This is a genomic window from Aeromonas sp. 1HA1 (genome assembly GCF_029237385.1).
Classification (GTDB): domain Bacteria; phylum Pseudomonadota; class Gammaproteobacteria; order Enterobacterales; family Aeromonadaceae; genus Aeromonas; species Aeromonas popoffii.
In genome coordinates this window covers 1-21,850 of record NZ_JAACGC010000050.1, presented here as the reverse complement: position 1 = coordinate 21,850, position 21,850 = coordinate 1, and the positions used below count along the sequence as shown (strand labels likewise).

At 60.5% G+C, this 21,850-nt stretch carries 16 protein-coding genes; all 16 read right to left on the bottom strand.

Annotation, left to right across the window (positions count from 1 at the left end; all coding sequences use genetic code 11):
* Positions 1-3 precede the first annotated feature (3 nt).
* The 16 genes from GWQ22_RS15105 to tssB all read right to left on the bottom strand — a co-directional run bounded on the left by GWQ22_RS15105 (position 4) and on the right by tssB (position 20,956).
* Positions 4-291 (bottom strand): type VI secretion system PAAR protein, encoded by a 288-nt coding sequence (locus GWQ22_RS15105; RefSeq protein ID WP_108537081.1) that lies wholly within the window; start codon positions 289-291, stop codon positions 4-6.
* A 290-nt stretch (positions 292-581) separates the two neighbouring features.
* Complete coding sequence (locus GWQ22_RS15100; protein ID WP_275930815.1) at positions 582-2,012, bottom strand: VasL domain-containing protein; 1,431 nt, start codon at positions 2,010-2,012, stop codon at positions 582-584.
* Between the two features lie 44 nt (positions 2,013-2,056).
* The gene (gene tssM, locus GWQ22_RS15095; protein WP_275930814.1) at positions 2,057-5,554 is read right to left on the bottom strand and encodes a type VI secretion system membrane subunit TssM; all 3,498 of its coding nucleotides are present in this window, start codon (positions 5,552-5,554) and stop codon (positions 2,057-2,059) included.
* 41 nt (positions 5,555-5,595) lie between these two features.
* The gene (tssA, locus tag GWQ22_RS15090; RefSeq protein ID WP_108537019.1) at positions 5,596-7,014 is read right to left on the bottom strand and encodes a type VI secretion system protein TssA; all 1,419 of its coding nucleotides are present in this window, start codon (positions 7,012-7,014) and stop codon (positions 5,596-5,598) included.
* Between the two features lie 8 nt (positions 7,015-7,022).
* Positions 7,023-7,628 carry a type VI secretion system-associated protein VasI gene (gene vasI / locus GWQ22_RS15085; RefSeq protein WP_212512477.1) on the bottom strand — a complete coding sequence of 202 codons (606 nt, stop codon included), beginning with the start codon at positions 7,626-7,628 and terminating at the stop codon, positions 7,023-7,025.
* Complete coding sequence (locus tag GWQ22_RS15080; protein WP_275930813.1) at positions 7,628-9,166, bottom strand: sigma-54 dependent transcriptional regulator; 1,539 nt, start codon at positions 9,164-9,166, stop codon at positions 7,628-7,630. The genes vasI and GWQ22_RS15080 overlap by 1 nt, the downstream gene beginning before the upstream one ends.
* 2 nt (positions 9,167-9,168) lie before the next feature.
* Positions 9,169-11,811, bottom strand: a complete 2,643-nt coding sequence (gene tssH, locus GWQ22_RS15075) for a type VI secretion system ATPase TssH (RefSeq protein WP_275930812.1) — start codon at positions 11,809-11,811, stop codon at positions 9,169-9,171.
* Positions 11,812-11,832: 21 nt separating this feature from the next.
* The gene (gene icmH, locus GWQ22_RS15070) at positions 11,833-12,612 is read right to left on the bottom strand and encodes a type IVB secretion system protein IcmH/DotU (RefSeq protein WP_181364890.1); all 780 of its coding nucleotides are present in this window, start codon (positions 12,610-12,612) and stop codon (positions 11,833-11,835) included.
* Between the two features lie 22 nt (positions 12,613-12,634).
* Positions 12,635-13,969, bottom strand: a complete 1,335-nt coding sequence (tssK, locus tag GWQ22_RS15065; RefSeq protein ID WP_212512476.1) for a type VI secretion system baseplate subunit TssK — start codon at positions 13,967-13,969, stop codon at positions 12,635-12,637.
* Between the two features lie 2 nt (positions 13,970-13,971).
* Entirely contained in the window at positions 13,972-14,487 is a 516-nt protein-coding gene (tssJ, locus tag GWQ22_RS15060) for a type VI secretion system lipoprotein TssJ (RefSeq protein WP_042036279.1), read from the bottom strand.
* Positions 14,484-15,725 (bottom strand): type VI secretion system-associated FHA domain protein TagH, encoded by a 1,242-nt coding sequence (gene tagH / locus GWQ22_RS15055; RefSeq protein ID WP_275930811.1) that lies wholly within the window; start codon positions 15,723-15,725, stop codon positions 14,484-14,486. The genes tssJ and tagH overlap by 4 nt, the downstream gene beginning before the upstream one ends.
* A gap of 40 nt (positions 15,726-15,765) precedes the next feature.
* Complete coding sequence (tssG, locus tag GWQ22_RS15050) at positions 15,766-16,764, bottom strand: type VI secretion system baseplate subunit TssG (protein ID WP_275930810.1); 999 nt, start codon at positions 16,762-16,764, stop codon at positions 15,766-15,768.
* The gene (gene tssF, locus GWQ22_RS15045; RefSeq protein ID WP_275930809.1) at positions 16,728-18,494 is read right to left on the bottom strand and encodes a type VI secretion system baseplate subunit TssF; all 1,767 of its coding nucleotides are present in this window, start codon (positions 18,492-18,494) and stop codon (positions 16,728-16,730) included. Before tssF ends, tssG begins: the two co-directional genes overlap by 37 nt.
* A gap of 3 nt (positions 18,495-18,497) precedes the next feature.
* A complete protein-coding gene (tssE, locus tag GWQ22_RS15040) occupies positions 18,498-18,929 on the bottom strand; it encodes a type VI secretion system baseplate subunit TssE (RefSeq protein WP_042036286.1) in 432 nt (143 codons plus the stop codon).
* A gap of 6 nt (positions 18,930-18,935) precedes the next feature.
* Complete coding sequence (gene tssC / locus GWQ22_RS15035) at positions 18,936-20,414, bottom strand: type VI secretion system contractile sheath large subunit (RefSeq protein ID WP_042036288.1); 1,479 nt, start codon at positions 20,412-20,414, stop codon at positions 18,936-18,938.
* A gap of 38 nt (positions 20,415-20,452) precedes the next feature.
* Positions 20,453-20,956, bottom strand: a complete 504-nt coding sequence (gene tssB, locus GWQ22_RS15030; RefSeq protein WP_042036289.1) for a type VI secretion system contractile sheath small subunit — start codon at positions 20,954-20,956, stop codon at positions 20,453-20,455.
* Between the last annotated feature and the right edge of the window lie 894 nt (positions 20,957-21,850).

The following is a 21,850-nucleotide window of genomic DNA, read 5'->3' as shown; positions in this document are numbered from 1 at the left end:
TCCTTAACCTGCCTGTCCGCTACCCGAACCAATCACTACGCCACCGCAACCTATGCCGGTGCCGGTCACGGCGATGGGTTTGCCGTTGACCAAAACGGAGCCGACGCCCCCCGAGATGCTGCGTGGATGGGGAGGATTGTTGGGTTTGTCGTGAGGGGCCAGCGGATCACCCTGCCGGGCCACCGGTTTGCCATCGAGAAAGACGTCCGGGCTAGCGGCAATCACGGGGGATGGGTGGAACCCATCGTGGTCGGTGCCAATGTCACCGAGCAATGCAATAGAAGGGCACATATAAATTCTCCGTGTGGGCAAGGGGCCGCCGTTGGGGCGCCCGCCATGGCGCAGGCTCACCATCATGAGCCGGGGCGCAGAGACACCAGGGGTAGCGACCTAGCAGTCTCCATGCCATGGCTGAACCGCCATTAATAACGTTTAAAATCAGTAAGTTATACTAACGACTCGCGCCGTTGAGCGGCGTTACTGCAATGAATTGCGCAAGACAGGGCAAACAACACGGCAAATCTTGCTCTACCAGCCATATTCGCTAACCACTGCGCAATTCATTGCTCAAGGCAGCATTATCAACTACCTTCAGCGCCCTGTTGCAACTGATAGAGCCGGATATTGAGCGCTTTCAGGTCATTTTCCAGGCTTTTCAATTCGGCTGCCGTGATGGGCTCCCGGGAGGCCTTCCTCGCCTCCAACTCGCCAAGACGCAGGCTGAACGGGATGTTCTGCATCAGGTTCTTCTGCACCTCGTAGAGCTGGGACTTGAGGTAAGAGATGGTCACCGTCTTGCGCTGGCGCTCCAGTTCCAGCAACTGATCGAGCAGGGCATCCACCCCGGCGCGGGCATCCAGATAGGTCGGCATGCTGATGGCATCCCCCTGCTGACCGGCAAGCAGCGTTTGCCACTGCTTGTCCAGTGCCTTGACCGCCAGCGAGTCGGGATAGATCATCTGCAGCGAGCTGCGAAGCCCCTCCCCATAGCGATACCAGTAGAGCGGCGAGGCCTGCTCCAACCGGACAAGCTGGCTCTGATAACGGGCCACCAGTTCGCTCTCCATGCCCTGCAGGGTCTGCTCCCCCAGCACAATGCGCGCCTGGCGAATGTCGTCATAACTGAGTGCTCGCGGCAGCTCGGCGGCCGGTTGTTGCAGACGCTGGGCTGCCACTGTTTTCTCCTGCTGCTGATGTTGCCAGCCGAGCCAGCCCATCACAGGCAGGGCGCAGCTAAGCAGGCCACAACCAAACCAGAACCAGGCGGGCCGCTGCCGGCGATGCTGCTCAATCTTGAGCACGGTCGGCTTCATCTGTCCCTTTTCTCGTCCCACCAGAATGCTGCCCTGAGGCAGGTGCGAGGTCGCCGCCCCGGCAGAGGCGCCGTGATCGCTATCCATGTCGGATTTGAAGAAGACCATGGGCGGGATCTGCAGTTCCTCCTTGAGGCCGGGCTCATCGGAAACGATGACGATCTCGGTCTCATCGAACAGATGGGTGTAGCCCTCGATAAAGTGCACCAGGTTCTCGACCCGGGGAATGCGGCTTAAGCCCGCGTTGTGCAGCTTCTCGCTGATAAGTTGCAGCGCCCGCTCGCAGCGGTAGATCAGTCGCTTGTCTTCATGGCTGATCTGGTACTGGCGGACCACGTCACTGATGCGGGCAATGAACCAGTCGAGCATCTCGATGCGGGCCCGCTCCTGATGCACCGGTGGCCAGAAGCTCTCCCACTGGGTCACGATCAGGTTGGCCAGAAACTCACACCCTTCGGTGAAGCCGCTCAGCCCCTGCAAGCGCGAGCGCGCCAGGGTGAAGTAGATGGCGGTCTGCAGATCCACCCCGTGCTTTTCGAAGATAAGGCTGGCGAGCTGATGGATCTTGCGCCAGTCCACCTCGGGGCGTGAGGCATGGCTAAGCTTGTTGATTTCGCTGCGCAGCGCTTCGTATTCCGGCAGCATTCTGGGGTCACGCCCCACTTTCAGCGCCTGCTGACCTTGTTGATTCTGTGACATATTCGGTTCCAAAATGCGGGGGGCTCTGTGTCCCCCCGACATGATCAATAGAGGGATCCAGGCAATCTGAACTGGCTGAACAGGCCACCGGTGAAGGGGTTCTGCGCGCTATCGGTATAGACGCGATAGGTCATGGCCCCCTGATCCACCGGGAAGCGCACATCGAAGGTCGCCTCATTGACCTGGGTCAGCTCCCCCTTGTCCATCAGGCGGAACATGGCCCAGGGGCCGACGAAGCCTTCGCTGCGCGGTGACCGTTCGCGGGCAGCCGGCACCAGGGTTATCTTGCTCTCGGCCCCGTCACGCATGGTGTTGGGCCACACCAGCGGGATCTTGGTGCGACGGCCATGGGCGTACTCCAGCAACTGGCCATCCAGGTTCAGCACGCTGCGCCGCTTGTTGGCGGTGAGCTCGATGGGCTCGAGGGCGAACTGCACCTCCAGGTTGCCCTGCTGGCTGAAGAAGATCTGGCGGATGCGGGCGGCTCTATCCAGCTGCTTGACCAGCTCGGCCTGCATGGGCGAGCTGAACTCTCCCTCCATCAGACCGCTCTCTACCATGGGTTTGAGATTGACCTGATAGAAGCTGTCCAGGGTGCCGCCCGGCGCAAAGAAGCGCTCCATCTCGGAGAGCGGCACATCCTTGGCTGAGCCCGGATCGAACGGATAGCGACCGGCCAGCTGGCTGTTGAAGGGGGCCAGCACCTTGTCCTGCCACTCCTGATTGAGGGACGACATGGCAAGATCAATCACCAAGCGCGAACTCTGCTCGGAGAGCTGACCCACCCAGCGATCCAGCGGGGCCGGCAGGCTGCGGGCATACTGCTGCAGGGCGAACACGGGATCGGCGTACTTGTTGGTCAGACGCAGTTGCACCGCCTTGAGAGCCGATTGACCCGGCTCGGTAGCGTTGACGATGAGCTCCAGATAGTGCTGCAACTCCACCAGCTTCTGATTGACCTCCTGAATGAGCGGCCCCTGCTCGCCACGCCCACCGAGGACGGCGTTGGTGGCCATGAAGGGACGCCCGATGCGGGCCGTGATGGCCTGGGCCGGATCCCCTTCCACGTCGGAGACCTTGCGAATACGGGTGTTGTCATCCAACGAGGCCAGCACCCGCTGGAACGGCTGATCGTTGCCTGTGATGGCAGAGAGCACGTCGAGCGCCTGCTCGGGGCTCTCCAGGGTCTGCACATCCAGGTTGGTCAGCAACTTCTGCCACTGGTTGACGTAGTCGGTGACATAGCGATCGTTAACCTGACGGGCGATCTCCTTGCGATCGGCCTCGCTCAACTGGCTCAGCTTGCGCTGGCCCAGCACCCAGGCATCCATGGCGGTGAGATCGATCAGCGCCTTGTCCTGCTTGAGGAAGAAGTCGTTGAAACCGGGCCAGGTCAGCAACCGTGGCACCTGACCGGCGTTGTCGCTGCGCAGGTCAAACACGGCATCGAAGGTGGGGCCCACCTCGTCACGCACATTGAGATCCGGCGGCAATACATCGCCCGCCTTCACCACCAGATTCTGATAAACCCGCTGATACATCGGCAATTTGCCCAGTTCACGCTGGGCACCATAGACAGGCTCCTTGAACGGCACGAAGGCGGTGATGGCGGCCGGATCACGGGCTGCCCGGGCACCGTACCAGTCGGTGTGGTCGAGGGCGTAATCCAGGTGCCCCATCAGCTGCTCCTGCACCGCACCCTGCCCCGGGAAAGCCTGCTGCCAGCGGCTGGCCATGTACTGCGCCACCAGCTCCTTGTTGCGACCCGACGCATCGTCCAGCATCCGCATCACCCGCAGGATGGAGAGCTTCTCCTCGCTGCCAGCCGGTGCCTGCTCGAGATCCGCCAACAGCCCCTGCATCTGGGCCGGCAGAAAACGCAGGCTCAGCAGTTGCAGATAGGATCCTTCCACATAAGGGCCAATCTCGTCCCCCTGGTAGAGGCCAAGGTCGGCCACCAGCGGGGTGCGTTCACGGTAGTTACCAAAGGAGAGGGTCGCCTCGCGGATAAGGTTCAGGCGCGGCAGCTGGCTCACCCCGAAGGCATGTTCATCAGCCACCTCGTTGGTCTCCATGAAGGCCTGGGCCTTGGTCAATACGTTGCGGCCCGCCTCTTCGTTGACCCGGTAGAAGTAGTGCCAACCACCGATAAGTGCCGCCGAAAACAGCGACAGACAACCCAGACCAATGGCCATGCGGCGACGGCGATAGAGGGTGTGCAACCGGTTCTCCCCGGCCAGATGGGCCTCGGGGAAGATGATGGTGGAGAAGAGCTTGCGCACAAAATAGGTATTGGACTCCCCGCGCAGGGCCGAGTGAATGGGCTCGGGCAGGTTGTAGCGACGGGACGCCGCCTGGGCAAACGCATCGAACGGCACCCCCTGCTGATAGACGGAGCTGATATAGACGCCGCGCACCAGCAGCGGCTTGCTCTCCTCGATGGCCAGGGTCTCGTCGAGCAGGCTGGTCACGTAATCTTTCAGTCCCGCCAGTTGACGCACAAACGAGAACAGGGCGTTGCGCTGGGCGGCATCGAGCCGGGCCAGCATCAGCTCGGGCAGATTCTGGTTGAGGTTGTCCACCCACTGGTCCCAGAACAGGGCCAGCTCCTGCTGCCAGGATTTGCCCTGGCTGTCGCTCGGGTTGAAGGTCACCCCCAACACAGCCTCGCGGGCCTCCTTGTCGAGCTGCTCATAAACCACGTCAAAGCCGCGCAGCAAGTCGAGCTTGGTGAAGGTGACATAGAGCGGCAGCCGGGTGTTCATGGTGGCCGACACCTCCTGCAGGCGGGAGCGCATCAGCTGGGCATAAGCCTTGCGCTCGGCCACGCTGGCGTGGGAGAGCCAGGCCAGATCCACGGTCAGCACCAGGCCGTTGAGAGGCTGGCGGCGACGGTGTTCGTTGAGCCAGTTCAGCAGGTGCAGCCAGAGCCGCTCGTGCTTGCGGGCTTGCGGATCCAGCTCGGGTTCGGATTGAGAAAAGAGCTCGCCGGCAGGATCCAGCATCACCGCCTGCTCCCCCAGCCAGCAGTCGACGAGCTGTTCCTGCGCTACGTCCCTCAGTTCGGTGTCGAGTCTGGGGTTGAGCTTGTTGGCCGGGTTGGCTCTGTGGATCAGGCTGCTCTTGCCGCTGCCGGGCAGCCCCAGCACCAGATACCAGGGCATGGCGTAGAGTGCGCCCTTGCCCAGATGGGTATTCAACGCCTGCAGCCAGCGATCCAGGAACTGCGCCTGCTTGTCGATGAGCCCTTTGACCGGATCCTGCTCCAGCACCACCTCGTGCTGGCGCTCGGCCTTGAGTTGCTGCATCTTGCGCCAGACGCGCCAGGAGAGAACCCCCAGCATCAGCCAGAGCCAGAGCAGGGTGAATACCACCCGCCCCCACAGCGGCTCGAACGGCTTGGCGCCACGGATCTCGATACTGGGCCCCAGCCACCACACCAGGATGAGGGCGACGACCCAGAGCACCACACAGAGCAGGGGCCAGGAGGGTTTCAATTTCGGCAGCTGTTGCCGCAGAAAGGTAAAGATGGTTTTGAACATAAAATGTGATCCAACTCCGACTCAATGACTCATTTCGGCACTTATTTCGACAATGGGGCCGCATGGCTTTCCAGGCGACTGACCAGCCCGGGCTCCCAGTGAGACAACCCCAGGCGACTCGCCTCTTGCCACAAGTGTTGATAGTGCTGGCGCGCGAGCGCCTCCATGCCTTCTTGCGCCAACAGCTCCGCCTGCACCAACTGGGCATGGAAGCGGGCTCTTGGCTCTTTCAACTGCGCCATCCTTTCATCCAGCAGGGTGAGGGCCGCAGCCACCCCCTGCTCCCCATGACGCAAGGCCACCTCTTCAGCCAGACTGGACTCCCCGTCGCCTCCCCCTCCGCCCAGCTTGGCGGGCTGCAACCAGCGGCTGCACTCGGGAGGCAGAAACGGGCTGCCATCGCTGAAGGTGAGATCCCGCAAGGTCGGCAGCCGCTGCAAGAAGCCGTCCAGCTCCTGCGCGATGGCCTGTGCCACGGCGCCAAATCCCAGCTTCTGGGCCACCTCGGCCGAGAGGCTATGTCCCTCGAACCAGTAGGGCGCCAGGGTCAGGCTCTGTTCGATCCGCTGCCAGAGCGCCAGATCCGGCGCCCCCATTGCGGTGCGGTACTCATCCACCATGTCCGTCGACATGGGGGCCAACTGGGTTTTATGGCCCCCGGCGCTCATGGGCGGGGTGGTGATCCCGGCCCAGATGGCGTGACGGCGCAGGCGATAGCCCACCGCCGCCTCCGGCTGGCGCTCGATGAGCAGCTCGGCCACCTTGAGCTGGGTCTGTCGCCAGGCTCTGTCATTGGAGCTGTCGATCTCGATGCCTGAGCCCTTGGCGCTGCCGCTGAGCAGCATGGATCCCGCCATGCTGGCCGCCGTGGCCACGGGCGCGCCGCTCTCGGGCTTGGCATCGGCCTGAGCTTGCGCCACCTGCTGGCGCTGGGCCCGCTTCAACCCCATCAACAAGGGTTCGAGCAGCTCGCCCTTGTCCGGGCACTGGGCCAGCCAACAGGCCTCCAGCTGCTCGGTCTGGGCCAGCAGCTGAGCCAACTCGGCCGCCGAGGCACTTTCACTCACCCGCGGCAGAGCCCCCTCGAAGCGCTTGACGATCTGCACCATCAAGCGCTGTTTCTGGCTGACATTACCGGGCCAGGCCAGCAGCCAATAAGCCTTGACCCAGGCTTCCAGCAAACTGAGCGCGGCTCCCAGAGGGGTCGCCTTGGCCGGATGTTGCAGGCAGCGCAGCAGCTGGGCCAGCACCCGCATATCCTTGGTGCGGCTCTCAAGCAAACCCAGACAGGCTTCGGCCACCGCATTGAGATCAACCTGGCTGTGGGCCAGGGATCCCAGCTTGACCAGCTCGGTCTCTACATAATCCCAGCGCGGCTCGTCGGCCAGCACGGCGCCTCTGATTTGCTCATCCGGCAAACTGGTGAGCAAACGGGCACACCAGGGGTGTTGATAGCTCATGGTGCCCCCTACCAGCGACACTGCTGACGTACGGGGAGCAGTGCCTCTTTCAGACCACTGAGATCGACCCGCAGCAAGGCGCCGTTGTCGGCCCGTACCTGCAGCTCTCGATGGCCAATCCAGCGCTTGAGCTCCTCAATGGCGGGCAGGCCGCGGCCATATTCGAGCAACAGCCCCTGATCCCGGATAAACCAGCTCTGGTCACTGCTGCTTGGCTGGCCGTCCAGCTCAACCTGCACCGTCTCCCCCGCCCAGGGGGAATCGAGCCGCAGCCGGATATGGGTGATGCTATCGACACACCCTATGGCCAGGGTCGCCCCGCGCAACGCGGGACGGGTGAGCGTTGCGCTGCCACGCCCCTCATCCTGCTGTAGCAGGAAAGGAGGGCTGTCCGGCGTGCGAGCCTGCTCCTGTGCCCAGATGGCCTGCCAGGCGGCAGACTTGGGGGCACCCCCCTCGCTCGTCTGGGTCACACCATTGCCAAGGGCGTCATAACAGGCGAGCCGGATCAGCGGCGATGGCTCGCGGCGGCACGCCTGCCAAGACGCCATGTCCAGCGGGGCCACGGCGCTGCTGGTGGCCAGCAACAGCGGCAACAAGCCGGGGATGTTCATCAGTTCACCTCCAGTTTCTGGCACTTGTGATCCAGAGTGCGCTTGGGAATATTGAGGCTCTCGGCCACCAGCATGCGGTTGCCCTGGAAGTAGCGCAGGCGCGCCTCGATGACGGAGGCCTCGTACTGCTGCATGGCCCGGCGCAAATCGCGGATATGGTTGTAATCATCCAGCGCATCGGGCAGCTCGGCACAAACCCGATCCCGCAGCTCCGGCGGCAAGGCGCTGAGCCCCACTTCTTCCCCGTGACGAGTGTGGGCACAGGCGACCTCCAACAGATTGCGCAGCTCGCGCACATTGCCGGGGAAGTCGTAACTTTGCAGCTGCGTCAAAAACCTGCGCTGCAACCCCGCCAGGGTCTTGCCATCCTGGGTGGAAAACTGGGCCATGAAGTGCTGGCACAACAGGGGGATGTCATCCATGTGCTCCCGCAGGGGGGCGATGAGCAGCAGACACTGGCAGAGGCGGTGGTAGAGATCGCCCCGGAACTGCCCCTCCTCCACATGGCGAGTGAGCGGCTGATGGGTCGCTGCGATGAGGCGAAAATCGGAGTAACACTCCTGCTCAGACCCCAGTGGCCGGTAACTGCGGGTTTCGAGCACTCGCAGCAACTTGGCCTGCATGGCGGCGGGCATGTCGCCCACCTCGTCCAGAAACAGGGTGCCACCGTTGGCCTGGGCCACCAGCCCGGTCTTGTTGGCAAGGGCACCGGAGAAGGCCCCCTTCTGATAACCGAACAGCTCGCTCTCGATGAGGTTTTCCGGGATGGCGGCGCAGTTGATGGCCACAAACGGCTTGGCTGCGCGATCGGAGCACTGGTGCACCAACCGGGCAACCACCTCCTTGCCGCTGCCCGTCTCCCCCTGAATGAGCACGCTCAGCTTGTGCTGGCCCGCTTGGGCGATCTGCTCGCGTAATCCGCGGATCACCGCCGACTGGCCAATAAGCTGATCGCCGAGCAGCTTCTCATGCTGACGCTGACGCTCCCCCTCTCCCTTCATCTGGCGCAGAGAGTCGCGCAGTACTCCCTGATCCCGGCGACTGCGTCCCAGCTCGCGAATGAGGGTGAGCTGGTTGCAAAACACCTGTGACAGCTGGGCCAGTTCAGGGCGACCTGCCCACTCCTGCAGCACATCACCGCCGTCCATCATGGCCAGCACGGCAAACGGCTTGCCGTTGCCATCACTGAGGGGAAAGGCGTGCAGGCCACACTGCTGACCCAGGTTGGCCAGCAAGGAGCGAAACGCGGCGTGCTCGATGCGGGCTCCGCCGTGCAAGGAGTCCCAGGTACGGGACTGGGCCTTGTGCAACACATAGGCAAGCGGGTGGGAAAAGTCATCCACCGCCAGCGCCAACGCCACCGCTTGCCCCTTGACCCAGCCGGTGCATTCGAGCTGGCGACCGCTCACATCCAGCATGCCGAGCAGGATACCCTTGGGCTGAAAGCTGGCATTGAGGGTCGAGGTCCACCAGTGACACAGGTGCTGCTCATCGCGCTGCTGTGTCAAGGCGAGGGCAAATGCGAGGGCTTGTTCCATGCTCAGCCCTCCACCTCGGCGACGAACTGGCGCTCGCTCACAGAGAAACGCACCCGCTTGATAGGCTCACCGGCCGAGAGACGCTGCAACAGTTGCAGGGAGACTGGCGGCAGCAGGGCACCGTCGATGACAGACTCCAGCATGCGGGCGCCGTTCTCGCTGCGATTGGCACGGCGCAGTATCTCCTCGGCAACCTCCTCCTCCAGCACCACCTCGGCACCGAAACGTTCCTTGAGCAGCTTGACCAGCCGGTTGAGCTTGCCACCCACAATCTGCACCAGAGTATCGTGGCCCAGCGGCAGGTAGGGGATCACCTCCATCCGTGCCAGCAGGGCAGGTTTGAAGAAGGCAGCCAGCTCCGGATAGAGCGCATCCAGCAGCGCGTCGGGCTGCTCGGCGTAATCGACTATGGTCTGGAAGCCGAGGTTGGAGGTGAGGAAGAAGACCACGTTCTTGCAGTCGATGATGCGCCCTTCCCCGTCGGCCAGCTCGCCCTTGTCGAACGCCTGATAGAAGAGATTGAGCACATCCGGATGGGCCTTCTCCACCTCGTCCAGCAGCACCACCGAATAGGGTTTCTGACGAATGGCCTCGGTCAGCACGCCCCCCTCGCCAAAGCCGACATAGCCGGGAGGCGAACCGATAAGACGGGAGACTGTGTGCTTCTCCTGATACTCGGACATGTTGATGGTGGTCAGGTACTGGCGACCGCCAAACATCAGCTCGGCAATCTGCAACACAGTTTCGGTCTTGCCGACCCCGCTTGGCCCCACCAGCAGGAAAGCGCCCAGCGGACGACCCGGACGGCGCAAATCGGCGCGGGCGGTCAACAGGTGCTTGTGCAGGTGGGCCACCGCCACATCCTGCCCTTTAATGAGATCCCCGAGGTACTCGGGCAACCGGGTCACCACGTCAAGCTCCCCTTGCGAGATGCGGTTGAGCGGCACCCCTGTCCATTCGGCGATCACGGCCGCCACCTGGGTCTTGTCGACGTGGGCTGAGACCAGCACCTCGCCCTGCTGCAGGGCGGTCAGCTCGCGCTCGAGGGCCGCCAGCTGGTCAGCGGCCGCTTGTGGATCCAGCGGGACATCGGCGAGATCCAGCGCCTCTCTGGTCAACAGCTCATCCTGCTGATCGGCCAGCAGCGCGGCACGCAGCTCGACAATCTGATGCACCAGCCCCTGCTGCTGTTGCCACTGGGCCTCCTGCTCACGCAGGGTGTCACGGCAGGTCTGCTGGGCGGTTTGCAGTTCGGCGAGCCGCTCATCGTTGTCACCGAGACCGATCAGGCTCTGGCGCTCCAGCTGGCGGATCTCCAGCTCACGCTGGCGCAACGCGTTTTGCAGGTGGCTGACGGCGCGCGGCGGCGTGGTCAGGTTGATGGCCACCCGGGCACAGGCGGTATCGAGCACGTCGATCGCCTTGTCCGGCAGCTGACGACCGGAGATGTAACGGGCAGAGAGCTGGGCGGCGGCTTGCAGCGCCTCCTCATCGATCAGCACCCCATGGGCCTTCTCGTAGATACTGCGCAGGCCGCGCAGGATCACGGTAGCCTCCTCGGCATTGGGCTCACCCACTTTCACCAGCTGGAAGCGGCGCGACAGGGCGGCATCTTTTTCCACGTATTTCTTGTACTCGCCCCAGGTGGTGGCGGCGATGGTGCGCAGCTCACCCCGGGCCAGTGCTGGCTTGATAAGGTTGGATACATCCAGCCCGCCCGCCTGATTGCCCGCCCCGATCAGGGTGTGGGCCTCATCGATAAAGAGGATGACAGGACGCACCGCATCCTTGACCTCCTGCATCACCCCCTTGAAGCGCTTCTCGAACTCCCCCTTGACCGAGGCGCCCGCCTGCATGGCGCCAAGATCCAGCGTCATCAGCTCCACATCGCGCAATTTTTCCGGCACCTGGCCCGCGACAATGCGCAACGCCAACCCTTCGATCAGGGCGCTTTTACCAACGCCCGCCTCCCCCACGACGATGGGGTTGTTTTTGCGGCGACGCGAGAGGATGTCGATCATCAGATCGATCTCGTGATCCCGGCAGAGCACGGGATCCAGACTACCCTGACGGGCCTGTTCGGTGACGTTGACGGTGAAGCGAGCCAGCAGGCTGGCATCGGCTGGCAGAGCAGCCTGGGTAGCAGCGCCGCTGGCGGAGACGGTCACTTGCGTCTCGGCAGACTCTTTCACCCACTCATCGAATTGCTGGCGCAGCAGCTCGCGATTGACGTTGGCCAAGAGCCGGGTCACCGACCCCGGCAGGTAGCGCTGCGGGGTCATCAACAGCACCAGCAACATGACGCCGCTGCGAAGCTGGGCGTGTTGCAACTCGGCAGAGGCCAGCAGCCAGCTATCTTGCAGCCACTCCACCAAGAGCGGCGAGAAGGAGGGATAACCCTGACCATAGCCGTTATCGGCGGCCGAGGGTTGCAGCAGGGTTCTGAGTTCTTCGACCTCGACCTCGGCCCGCTTGAGGATCTGGCGCACATCGCTGAGCGGGGTATCCAGCATCTTCAGCAGCAGGTGCTCGATGCGGATCTCGGCCCCCTGATGGTTGACGCAGAGGGCCGCAGCCTCCTCCAACATGTGACGGCAGATGGGGTTGAGTCTTTCCACCAGTACCGGTAGCTCTATACGAATCAAAGCATGCTCTCCTCAGAATAATTATTTTAATAATTCGCCCAGTTGACGCAGTACGTCCTGGGTCTGGTTATTGAGTTGGTGGTGATAAAGACCAAAGATGATGGCCAGGATCAGGGCCCCGCCCATGAACAGGCTGCGCAGGGAAATCTGCTTGCGCAGCTGGTAGCGGGACGCCTGCTGGCCGAGGTCGAGGTGGAACACGCTGGGGGCCTCACCGCTGGCCTCGGGGGCAAGCAGCTTGTGCAGCTGTTTGACGATACGCTCGAACTCGTCGCGGCCCTGGCTCATCACCTTGTAGCGCCCCTCGAAACCGAGGCACAGACACAGGTAGATGAACTCCAGGATGTCGCGGTAACGCACCGGATCTTCCTGCAGACGGGTGAGCAGCACGAATACCTTCTCGCCGCCCCAGGTCTCGTTGTGAAAGCGCGTCAGTAATGAGTGCTCAGACCATTCGCTCTGGCTGCCCCAGTCACGGCCCATCACGGCCTCGTCAATGAAGGTGCAGAGGATGTAGCGAAACGAGAGGACGACGCCGTTCTCGTAACCCTGAGCCATCAGCTCCTGTTCGATGGTCTGGATCTCGGTCACCACCCGCTGATAGAGATCGGGCACCCTGTCGTAACGCGACAGCAGTCGCACCCGCTGCACCAGCCCCAGCAAGGGGGTCACCGCATCTATCATGGGGTTGATGCTCTGGCCCCGCAGGCGGAACCAGTAGTCCGAATCCATGTCCAGCTGTTCGGCATGATCGAACAGCAGATCGCTGAGTTGCTCGTTCTTGATAATGTCCGTGGTCATCTCTGCTTATTCCTTGATGCGATCACTGGCTGCGAATAGCCCAGAGCTGCATGTCGAGCTCGGGGAAATCACCGGCAATGTGGAAGGCGAGTGTGTTACTGACCGCCAGCATCTGCCAGGCAGGGCTCTGCCTATCGAGCTGGAAGTAGCTGTAACCGGCGTGATAGGGCAACTGGCGCGGTGCCACCGGCAGCGGCAGCAGCGGGATACCGGGCAACTGCAGACTGATGAGCTCGCGGATCTTGTCGCTCGACGCCACCTTGGTCTGCTGCAACAGCTGCTTGCGCAACTGCTCCTGCGGCATGCGGGCTCGCACCGCCAGCACGAAGTCGGCGCTTTGCATCAGCTCGCTCTCGTTGACCATGGCCACCATGACGCCGTACTGGTGCTTGCGCAGCTGGATGGAGACGGCACGCGGCGACAGCACGGTACTGAGGGCCTGACGCAGGGCCAGCATCACAGGCTCGAAACTCACCTGCTGATCGTCGTGACGATAGGCGGCAAACTCGGGCGGCAGGCGTGATTCATCGGTAAAGGTCATCAACTCGCCACAGATCTGCACCAGCGCCTCGTGCAACCGCTCGGGATGCAGGGTGCCAAGGCGTGACAGATGAGAGAGCTGGGGCTGAGCGCGGTTGAGCAGCTGCAACATCATGAACTCGGCCACATCGGCAACTCCCTGCTGACCGGGGGCGGCGATACGCTGGGAGAGGCTGCGGGCCCGCTCGGCCACCAGCCCGGCCGACTCGCCGAGGAAGCGTTTGAGGGTCGGGATGGCGGAGACGCTGATGCTGCAGGGCATGAAGTTGGGATCCAGCACCAAACCGCCGTCGGGCCGCTTGTCCAGAATGCGGGCGATGGCGAGCGAGGCATAGGCGCTGCGATCTTCCCGCTCCAGCATCAGCCGCATGCTGACGCGCCCCACTTCCAGGGAGACCACATCCCCCCCCTCGCTGTGCAGGTCGCGCACGTCGTGGCGATGGGCCTGCAAGCGGGTGGCCACCTGGCCGCCCTGATTGACCTCGTTGACCCCGCTCACCGAAAGCGGCAGCGCCAGATAGACCTTCTGGTTGGCCACCGAGGCGTCGGTGATCTCCAGCGGCGTCGGCAGCACATCGTCGTTCGGGATGTTGAAGACGGTACCGTCCGGCAGTATGCCTGTGGCGCCCACTAGGGCAATGCGGCCAAAACCGAGATAATCCTCGTTGATGGCGAGTGACTGCAGCCCGTAGAAATAGTCAGACAGCGCGCTCAGGCGAGCGTGCAGCGCATATTCTGAATGTCTTTGTTGTTGCTGGAAGTGCTGGGGCTTGATAAAGAGCCCTTCACGCCAGATAACCCGATTTCGACTCGACATGGTTATTCTTCTTCTTTTTGTAGTTCCACTTCATCCAGGCGCAGGTGCACCAGGATGTGATAGGCCGTTCCCTTGCTCTTGACCTTGATGACCTTGCGCCACTCGGCGCTGTCCGGATCGGCGTAGCGTGCAATCACGCCGATGTAACGGGTCTTTTCGTCAAGCTTGACGGGGGGCAGGTATTTGAACTGGCCGGGCAGCAGGGTGTAGTCCTGATGATCCAGGTAGTTTTTGCCAAGGGCCTTCTCTACATCCGCCGTCACCTGGTCATAATCGGTGGCGAGCAGCTTGGAATCTTCCGCCAGCACCACCACCTGAAACTCGATGGGCGCCGCCTCCCCGCTCTCGTTGGGGTTGACGTCGGGCTCCGCCAGCAGGCTCAGCCCCAGGGTAGAGGGCTGGTCACCATTGCTGCCCACCTGGATATCCGGATCCATGGCCACGTCGGCCATCTTGCCCATGGTGGTACACCCGGCCAGGGCCAGCAGACAGGCCCCCAGCATCAGCGCACGTATCATCCAATCAGTCCCTGTTGCTGACGCACAGCCTGGTCATATGCCTGGGCATAGACCTGATGGAACAGCTTGTCGAACCCCTGCTGACGGGCAGAGGTCAACTCACGGTAGTAGTGCTGATACATGTTCCAGGCCCAACCTTCATCGGCCACACCCGGAGCACCGGTACGGCGGTAGTGTTCGAACCGCCCGAGCAGCGCCTCTGGTGAAAACGCCTGCAATATGCTGTCAAGGGCCGCGCCTATGGCCTGCTGGTTTGCGACGTGATGAATGCGCACATTGCGCAGGCTCTCGGCCACCGCCGCCGGCGCGGTCAGATGAACCGGGCTCTTCTGCTCGGCGAACATCACCGCCAGGGTCTCGTCATAGTCGAGCCCGAGGCGCAGCGGGTTGTCCTCGATGGGGCGCAGGTGCCGATCCGCCAGCGCCGCCTGATCGGTTTGCAACTGCAGCAGCCCCTCCACCATGGCACGCACCGTTTTGCCCATCTCTTCGAGCATGTCGTGAGCCTGCTGGGTATCTTGCAGGTGCAGGGATTGACCCAGGCCGCGCATCAAGGGGGTCAGTGCCACGTGATCCACCCCATCCAGCGGAGGGTGGTAGTCGGGGTGATTCTCTATGGTGGGCATATCCAGAAATTCTTGGTTCATGGTGTTCTCGACAGCAGAAAAAGGGGCAAGGGATACGGCGTCCATATCCGGTTGTGAACGTAGTGGTGCCTGCAGGCGGGCGTCCGCCAACGGGGACGGCGCCGCGCGCTCCTGCTGCAACGCCAGCAAGGGATCGACGGCGAGGGTGAGCGGATCGGCCATGGTCCGAGCGCCGTGCTCATCGCTGGTCAGCCACTCATCGAGCTGCTCGGAGGGGCGGTTGCCCAGCACCTGTTGCAGGCTCTGCTCGGGGGAGATGGCCCCCAGATAAGCGCGCATCCGGAACGGGCCGACGATCAGCTCGTCCCCCTGCTCGAGATGCACCTTGCGGGACCGTCCTATGGGCGAGGTCGCACCGTTGATATAGGTCTGACCGCTCAGATCACACAGGCAGAAGCGACCGTCGTTAAGCTCGACTCTGGCGTGAGCCGACATGACGGCCCCCAACCTGTCCTTCAGTTGCCAGTCGTCCTGCTCGGAGGCGCCCAGGGTGCCCCCCATTTCGTCGAAGCGATACTGCACCTGCTGGCTGCCGTCGAGCTGCTCGCTGTTGAGCACCACCAGGGAAAGTTGCTGGTTAAAGTCGTCCACATTCACTCCTGCACTGATTCCGACACTGAATTTCCTGCGCTTATTCCTGTACACAGATAGTCACGAACGGGTCACTCGGCGGTTGGCCGAGAAAGGTACTCCAGCCCAGGCGCGCGCTCTGTTCCTCCCCCAATCGCAACCCCCGGGCCTGCTCCTGGCCGAAACCGAGTCGCAGATCCCAGGCCAATTGGTCGCGCAGGATGAAGGAGACAAAGGTCACCAGGGCGTGAAAGTGCTCCCCGTTCGGGAGAAACCCGAGAAACTGGCCAAAACTCAGGTTGTTGATCTTCAATAAAAACTTGCCGGCGCAGTCGTTCACCTTGTCGCCGATGACAAAGTCGCTGCCCAGGGTGGCGCAAGCACCGCCTAGCCGGTTTTGCTGATCTTGCTGGATGGGCACCTTGCGCCACTGCCAGGCACTCACCTCCACATCCGCCAGATCGAAACAGTGTGCCACCAGACCGGCTACCACCTCGGGGGAGCGACTGGGGCTGGCCAGCATGCCCGCGTAAGAGAGCATCTTGGCGCGGTTGACTGGCAGGCTCTGGCAGACAGCCTCGTTACCCAGCCCCACCAGGGCAAACATCAGGCGGGAGAAGCCATCTTCGCCGTTGTCCTGAAAGCGCACGTGATAGCGATACTTGCGCCAGATCCGGTGCAGCAGGGTCAGCAGGCGGTGATGAAAGAAGTCCAGAAACAGACCCAGCTTCTGCTCCCCCTGGGCGTACTCCCACGCCAGTGAGTCCAGGTAATAGCCCGGCATGGGAGACTGGCTGCCATGCAGGCCGAGGAAGGCTACTTCCAGCTCGTGGCGCCCCTTGCCATCTCTACCTATCTGCAACACGTCGCTGGTGGGAAAGCCCAGAGAGGCGGTCGCCTTGAAGCGGATGTTCTCGTCACTCGGCAGATGGTCAAGGCCGCGCTCCTGATCGGTACCGTCCAGCCGGTTGAGCAGCTCAACCAGCTGGAAGAAGTTGAAGCGAGGCGCGTCCCTGGTGGACGTCACATCAGGGAGTGCTGACCGATCTGGACTGGCCATTGATAGCGCTCCTTGTTGTCGAGATTGACCACCTCAAGCAGGTGGAAAGCGTTGACGCTGGCATACAGCGAGAAGAAGTGCGCCAGTACTGTGCTGAACAGGTAGAGCTCCCCTTCGCTGCCAAAAGCGGACTGGCGAATGGAGAGCACCGACTTGAGTCCACGCACCGGCATGCCCCGCACCAGACGGTCGACCGGGGTGGTTTCAATCTCCTCGATCCCCGCCAGCCGCTTGCGTGACGCCTGCTCCGCCTGCTTGTCATACAACGCAGGAAAGTCATAGGTACGCAGCACCTGCACCAGGGCATCCCGGCGCAGCAGGGAGACATAGTTAAGCGACAAGTTGGAAATGAGGGTCCAGTGCAGGCTGCCATCAAGTGCCGGGCGCAGCGGCCGGGTCGGCCTGATCAGGTTGCGAAAGGTGGCAAACGAGGGCGAGCTGCCGGTCGGCACGCAGATGCTGCCGACCTTGAGACGAGCGGCGCGGGAGCGATTGGTGCAGGTGAGCGTGACAGAAATGGATTCATCCAGATCGATGGTGGTGGTTTCATCACCCCGCACGAACGAAAGGCTGTGCTCGAAACCATCGCCGCTCACCGACTCCCTGACCCGCACCCGGTAATAGAGCGCCAGCCTGTGCTTGGCACGTTCAATCTGGTGCTGAAAACTTTCGAACGGCTGATAGATACGCGGCGTACCGCGGGAGCGGCCCAGATTGCCCTCGACCCACCCTTCAACCTGATCCACCGAGAAGATCTCGAAACTGTCAGCATGGCGATAGCTCGCCTTGAGGGGATACTCCGCCTGACGGCCGTTGAGATTGACCGGCTCACTGTCGTGCTGAAACAGGTTGATGGCCGGCACGCAGTTGAGCATGAAAGAGTCAGGGCGGATCTTGAGCTCCGCCGGCAGGGGCCGATCGAAGCAGAAGTGGATCTTGAACTCGCTCACCGGCAGCGGCTGTTGGGGCCACTCGCCACCCGAGAGTTCAAAGAAGAGGAAGCTCTCCGGAAAGCAGAAGTATTCCTGCAGGATCCGGTAGCCGGAATAGACGTTGTTCGGATAAGGCAAGAGTGCATCGTCGCGCTCGAAGCCGACCGATTTCAACGCTTTGGCCTCCTGGCGAAAGCGCTTGCCATCGACCTCCAGCTCTATGTGGGAGAGCTGGTTGGAGAGCCAGAAGTAAAGCTCATAGGCGGTATAACTGTCGCCACCGAGGAAAAAGCGCAGTTTGTCCAGCTGCAGTTCGCTCAATGGCAAAGGAGCATGCAGGGCGATATCCAGCGAGATGGTGGAGAGATCGTTGCCACTTTGCGCCGAAATATGATGGATATCTGCCGGATAGACCCAGGTATCGTGACAGGTCTGAAAATGACAGGTCACCTCATCGATGGGCAGGCTGTCGAGCTGGCAACCCTGCCTGACCAGCGCCGGTTGGGCGATGGCCCCCGGAATAACCGAAAACTGCATGATGGTCATACTGGGTACGGGACGCAGATAGTTGGGCCAGAGCATATTGAGCAGACCATGGGTCAGCTCGGGGAACTCATCCTCGATCTTGGCGCGCAGGTTGCCCGTGAGAAACGCAAAACCTTCCAGCAGGCGTTCCACATCCGGGTCGGTATTCTGCTCCGACAGAAAACGGGTGAGTTCGGGATAGGCATCGGCAAATTCGCGCCCTTGCAGGCGCAAAAATGCCAACTCATCCCTGAAGTAATGTTCCAGCGACATTGATCAGACCATGCGGTAGTGACGGTGACTGTCCATATGGACGTTGAACGAGGTAACCTGCTCGATATGCTCCAGCCTCACGTGGGCGGTCACCTGAAATGACATCTCAAGCGGGCTAGCCTGATGGTCGGGTGAACAGACATCCACATGAATGATCCGAGGTTCATAACGACGGATGCATTGCCGGATCGCCTCACGGATCCGCCCCTTGATGTCCGCACTGCCCTGGGTGGCATCATTGAAATCGATGACACCCAGCTCAGGCGCACTGCGGCAATTACCGGGACGGGTATTGAGGATCTGCTCGAGCTGCCGCTTGACAGAATCAACCAATTCCTCAACTTCCGAATGGGGGGAAGAGCCAAGCCCCTCCCCCCGGATACGATCAAACAGACTGGCCGCATTTCCTCTATCCCAGGAAGAGAGATACGGCATCGGGCATTATTCCTTGTCCAGTCGACCTACCAGAGACAGCTCGAAGCTGGCCCCCATGTACTTGAAGTGCGGACGCACGGCCATGGCAACCTGGTACCAACCCGGCTCCCCTTCCACGTCCAGCACCTTGATCTGAGCGGCACGCAGAGGACGACGGCTACGCACGTCTGCCGGCGGGTTCTCTTGATCGGCAACGAACTGCTTGATCCAGCCATTCAGTTCACGCTCCAGATCCTGGCGCTCCTTCCAGGAGCCGATCTGCTCGCGCTGCAACACCTTGATGTAGTGTGCCAGGCGATTGATGATGAACATGTAGGGCAGCTGGGTGCCCAGCTTGTAGTTGGTTTCCGCTTCCCGGCCTTCCTTGGTGTTCGGGAACACCTTGGGTTTTTGCACCGAGTTGGCAGAGAAGAAGGCCGCATTGTCACTGTCTTTGCGCATGGTCAGGGTGATGAACCCCTCTTCGGACAGTTCGTATTCGCGACGGTCGGTGATGAGGACCTCGGTCGGGATCTTGGCTTGCAGCTGACCCATGGCCTCATACACATGTACCGGCAGATCGTGGACGGCGCCACCGCTCTGCGGGCCTATGATGTTCGGGCACCAGCGGTACTTGGCGAAGCTGTCGGTCAGGGAGGTGCCCATCAGGTAGGCGGTGTTGCCCCACAGGTAGTGGTCGTGATCCGAGCTGATATCTTCTTGATAGTTAAAGCCCTTGATGGGGTTCTCGGTCGGATCGTACGGCAGACGGGCCAGGAAACGCGGCGCTGTCAGGCCCAGATAGCGGGCATCCTCCGACTCTCGCAGTACGCGCCACTTGCTGTAGGACGGGCCTTCGAAGACCGATTTGAGATCCTTGATAGAGGACAGATCGGTGAAGTTGTCGACGCCGAAAAAGGCGGGGGCAACCGAGGAAATAAAGGGGGCATGGGCCATGGCACCGACGGCACTGACATACTGCATCAGCTTGATATCGGGTGAGCTGTGGGTGAAAGCATAATCCCCTATCACGGCACCGACGGGCTGACCGCCAAACTGGCCATAACCGCTGGAATAAACATGCTTGTAGAGACCAGACTGGGTGATTTCAGGAGAAAACTCGAAATCCTCCAGCAGCTCCTCCTTGGTCGCATGCAACACCTGGATCTTGATGTTTTCACGAAAATCGGTGCGATCCACCAGCAACTTGAGTGAACGCCAGGAAGACTCCATCTCCTGCAGCTCTTTGGCATGCAGGATAACGTCCATCTGCTTGCTGAGCTTCTTGTCGAGCTCGACAATCATGCTGTCTACCAGCGCCCTGTTGACCGGATCGCTGGTGGTTCCGTTATCAAGGATGTTAGCGATCAAGGCGGCAACGCCTTGCTTGGCGACACTGTAGCCTTCATCAACCGGAGTGATGCGGGCCTGCGCCATGATTTCGTCCAGCAAGGACGAGGGAGCGGCACTCGCCCCCGCTTGAACCTGTTCTTCGACCAAAGACATGTTTTATTCCTCTCTCGTCAATCAATCCAACCAGCCGATCACTCGGCAGGTTTAATCAAATCCAGCTCCTTGAGCAGTTGCTCACGAGCCTCATCACTGGACAGCAGATCCTGCAAACGATTGCGGAAGGAGGGAATATTTCCCAATGGTCCCTTCAGGGCAACCAGCGCCTCGCGCAGTTCCAGCAGCTTGCGCAGCTCGGGTACTTGCTGGGCCACGCGGTCAGGGGTGAAGTCTTCCAGAGACTGGATCTTGATCGAAACCGGCATCTCCTCCTGGCTGTTCTCCTCCAGGCGATTGGGAACGTAAAAATTCAGTTCCAGTGCAGATTCTTTCATGACGGAAGAAAAATTATTCTTGTCGATGGAGACGGTCTGACGCTCCTCGATAGGCGTTTCTTCGGCACGTCCTTTCATATTGCCTACCACCATCATGGTCAGCGGAAGTTCAACCTCCCCCTGTTGCCCAGTGGTTGCTGGCACATATTTAATATTGACGCGCTCTTTGGGCGCAACAGTGGCGCCATCGATACTCTTTCCCATGCTTTAAATACCAAGTTATGGACCTACTCAGACCCAAAATCTTATAGCCGATGGCTTAACCAACAACTGTAAAAAATGACAGTTGACGATATCGCTGGATAGCGAAAGGAAAATCCATTGGCCGCTTGATATGTTTTTGATAAATAAAGAGTAGATACTCTAATAATCAAAAACATAATATGAACCTTGTTGTTCACACAATCCATTCATGCCTCCACTCTTTGTTAGAGGTCATATTGGCTGAAGAGCCATTTGCGACAAATGGTATATTTACTCGCGTCAACAAGACATTGAAAACCCCAACGAATAAAAATAAAAAATTGAATAAAAACAATGACTTAATCTCACACCAAAGGCGTAGTAAAAAACAAAAAATATATATACACCATATGCAAAAGAAAAAATGACATAAAGTTCCATGAATGAGCAAGAGACTAAATTTATTCACTCGCACCAGCATGCGACAAGTGTTGGCGCAGCAAGGTGGGCACACTGCAAGCGTCAATAACTGGCGCACAAAGCAAAACACCCTGATATTGATAGGAAATAGCCATGCCTGAGATGTCCCCTCTCCCTGCTAAAGAATGAAAAAGTGAATCATCAAAAAGCCACTTTGATGAACTCAAGTGCATCAATCATGGAGAAAATCATTTAGTGATATAAATAAAAATGATGACCTATCCTATTGAATCCTGCTTCTGCTGCTGAGAAAACCTGTGCTGGGACAGCTTCTGACCCTGACTCTTATACACAAATATTGTGAACTAATTGGCACTTTTCCCGATTTCCAGGATCTGATCTCCTATGTGACTCCCGAACATGGTAACGATCATGCTAACTTTTGCTCTTCATCGTGCGGCCGATTGGGCTAAATGCGTTTTCTCTTTGGCTGCT

What these genes read in the sequence shown, in the direction of transcription:
- tssK (WP_212512476.1), bottom strand. Translation starts at nt 13,969, where the DNA reads ATGTCGAGTCGAAATCGGGTTATCTGGCGTGAAGGGCTCTTTATCAAG.
- tssJ (WP_042036279.1), bottom strand. Translation starts at nt 14,487, where the DNA reads ATGATACGTGCGCTGATGCTGGGGGCCTGTCTGCTGGCCCTGGCCGGG.
- GWQ22_RS15080 (WP_275930813.1), bottom strand. Translation starts at nt 9,166, where the DNA reads ATGGAACAAGCCCTCGCATTTGCCCTCGCCTTGACACAGCAGCGCGAT.
- tssM (WP_275930814.1), bottom strand. Translation starts at nt 5,554, where the DNA reads ATGTTCAAAACCATCTTTACCTTTCTGCGGCAACAGCTGCCGAAATTG.
- tssC (WP_042036288.1), bottom strand. Translation starts at nt 20,414, where the DNA reads ATGTCTTTGGTCGAAGAACAGGTTCAAGCGGGGGCGAGTGCCGCTCCC.
- tssG (WP_275930810.1), bottom strand. Translation starts at nt 16,764, where the DNA reads ATGGCCAGTCCAGATCGGTCAGCACTCCCTGATGTGACGTCCACCAGG.
- tssE (WP_042036286.1), bottom strand. Translation starts at nt 18,929, where the DNA reads ATGCCGTATCTCTCTTCCTGGGATAGAGGAAATGCGGCCAGTCTGTTT.
- GWQ22_RS15105 (WP_108537081.1), bottom strand. Translation starts at nt 291, where the DNA reads ATGTGCCCTTCTATTGCATTGCTCGGTGACATTGGCACCGACCACGAT.
- vasI (WP_212512477.1), bottom strand. Translation starts at nt 7,628, where the DNA reads ATGAACATCCCCGGCTTGTTGCCGCTGTTGCTGGCCACCAGCAGCGCC.
- tssF (WP_275930809.1), bottom strand. Translation starts at nt 18,494, where the DNA reads ATGTCGCTGGAACATTACTTCAGGGATGAGTTGGCATTTTTGCGCCTG.
- GWQ22_RS15100 (WP_275930815.1), bottom strand. Translation starts at nt 2,012, where the DNA reads ATGTCACAGAATCAACAAGGTCAGCAGGCGCTGAAAGTGGGGCGTGAC.
- tssB (WP_042036289.1), bottom strand. Translation starts at nt 20,956, where the DNA reads ATGGGAAAGAGTATCGATGGCGCCACTGTTGCGCCCAAAGAGCGCGTC.
- tssA (WP_108537019.1), bottom strand. Translation starts at nt 7,014, where the DNA reads ATGAGCTATCAACACCCCTGGTGTGCCCGTTTGCTCACCAGTTTGCCG.
- icmH (WP_181364890.1), bottom strand. Translation starts at nt 12,612, where the DNA reads ATGACCACGGACATTATCAAGAACGAGCAACTCAGCGATCTGCTGTTC.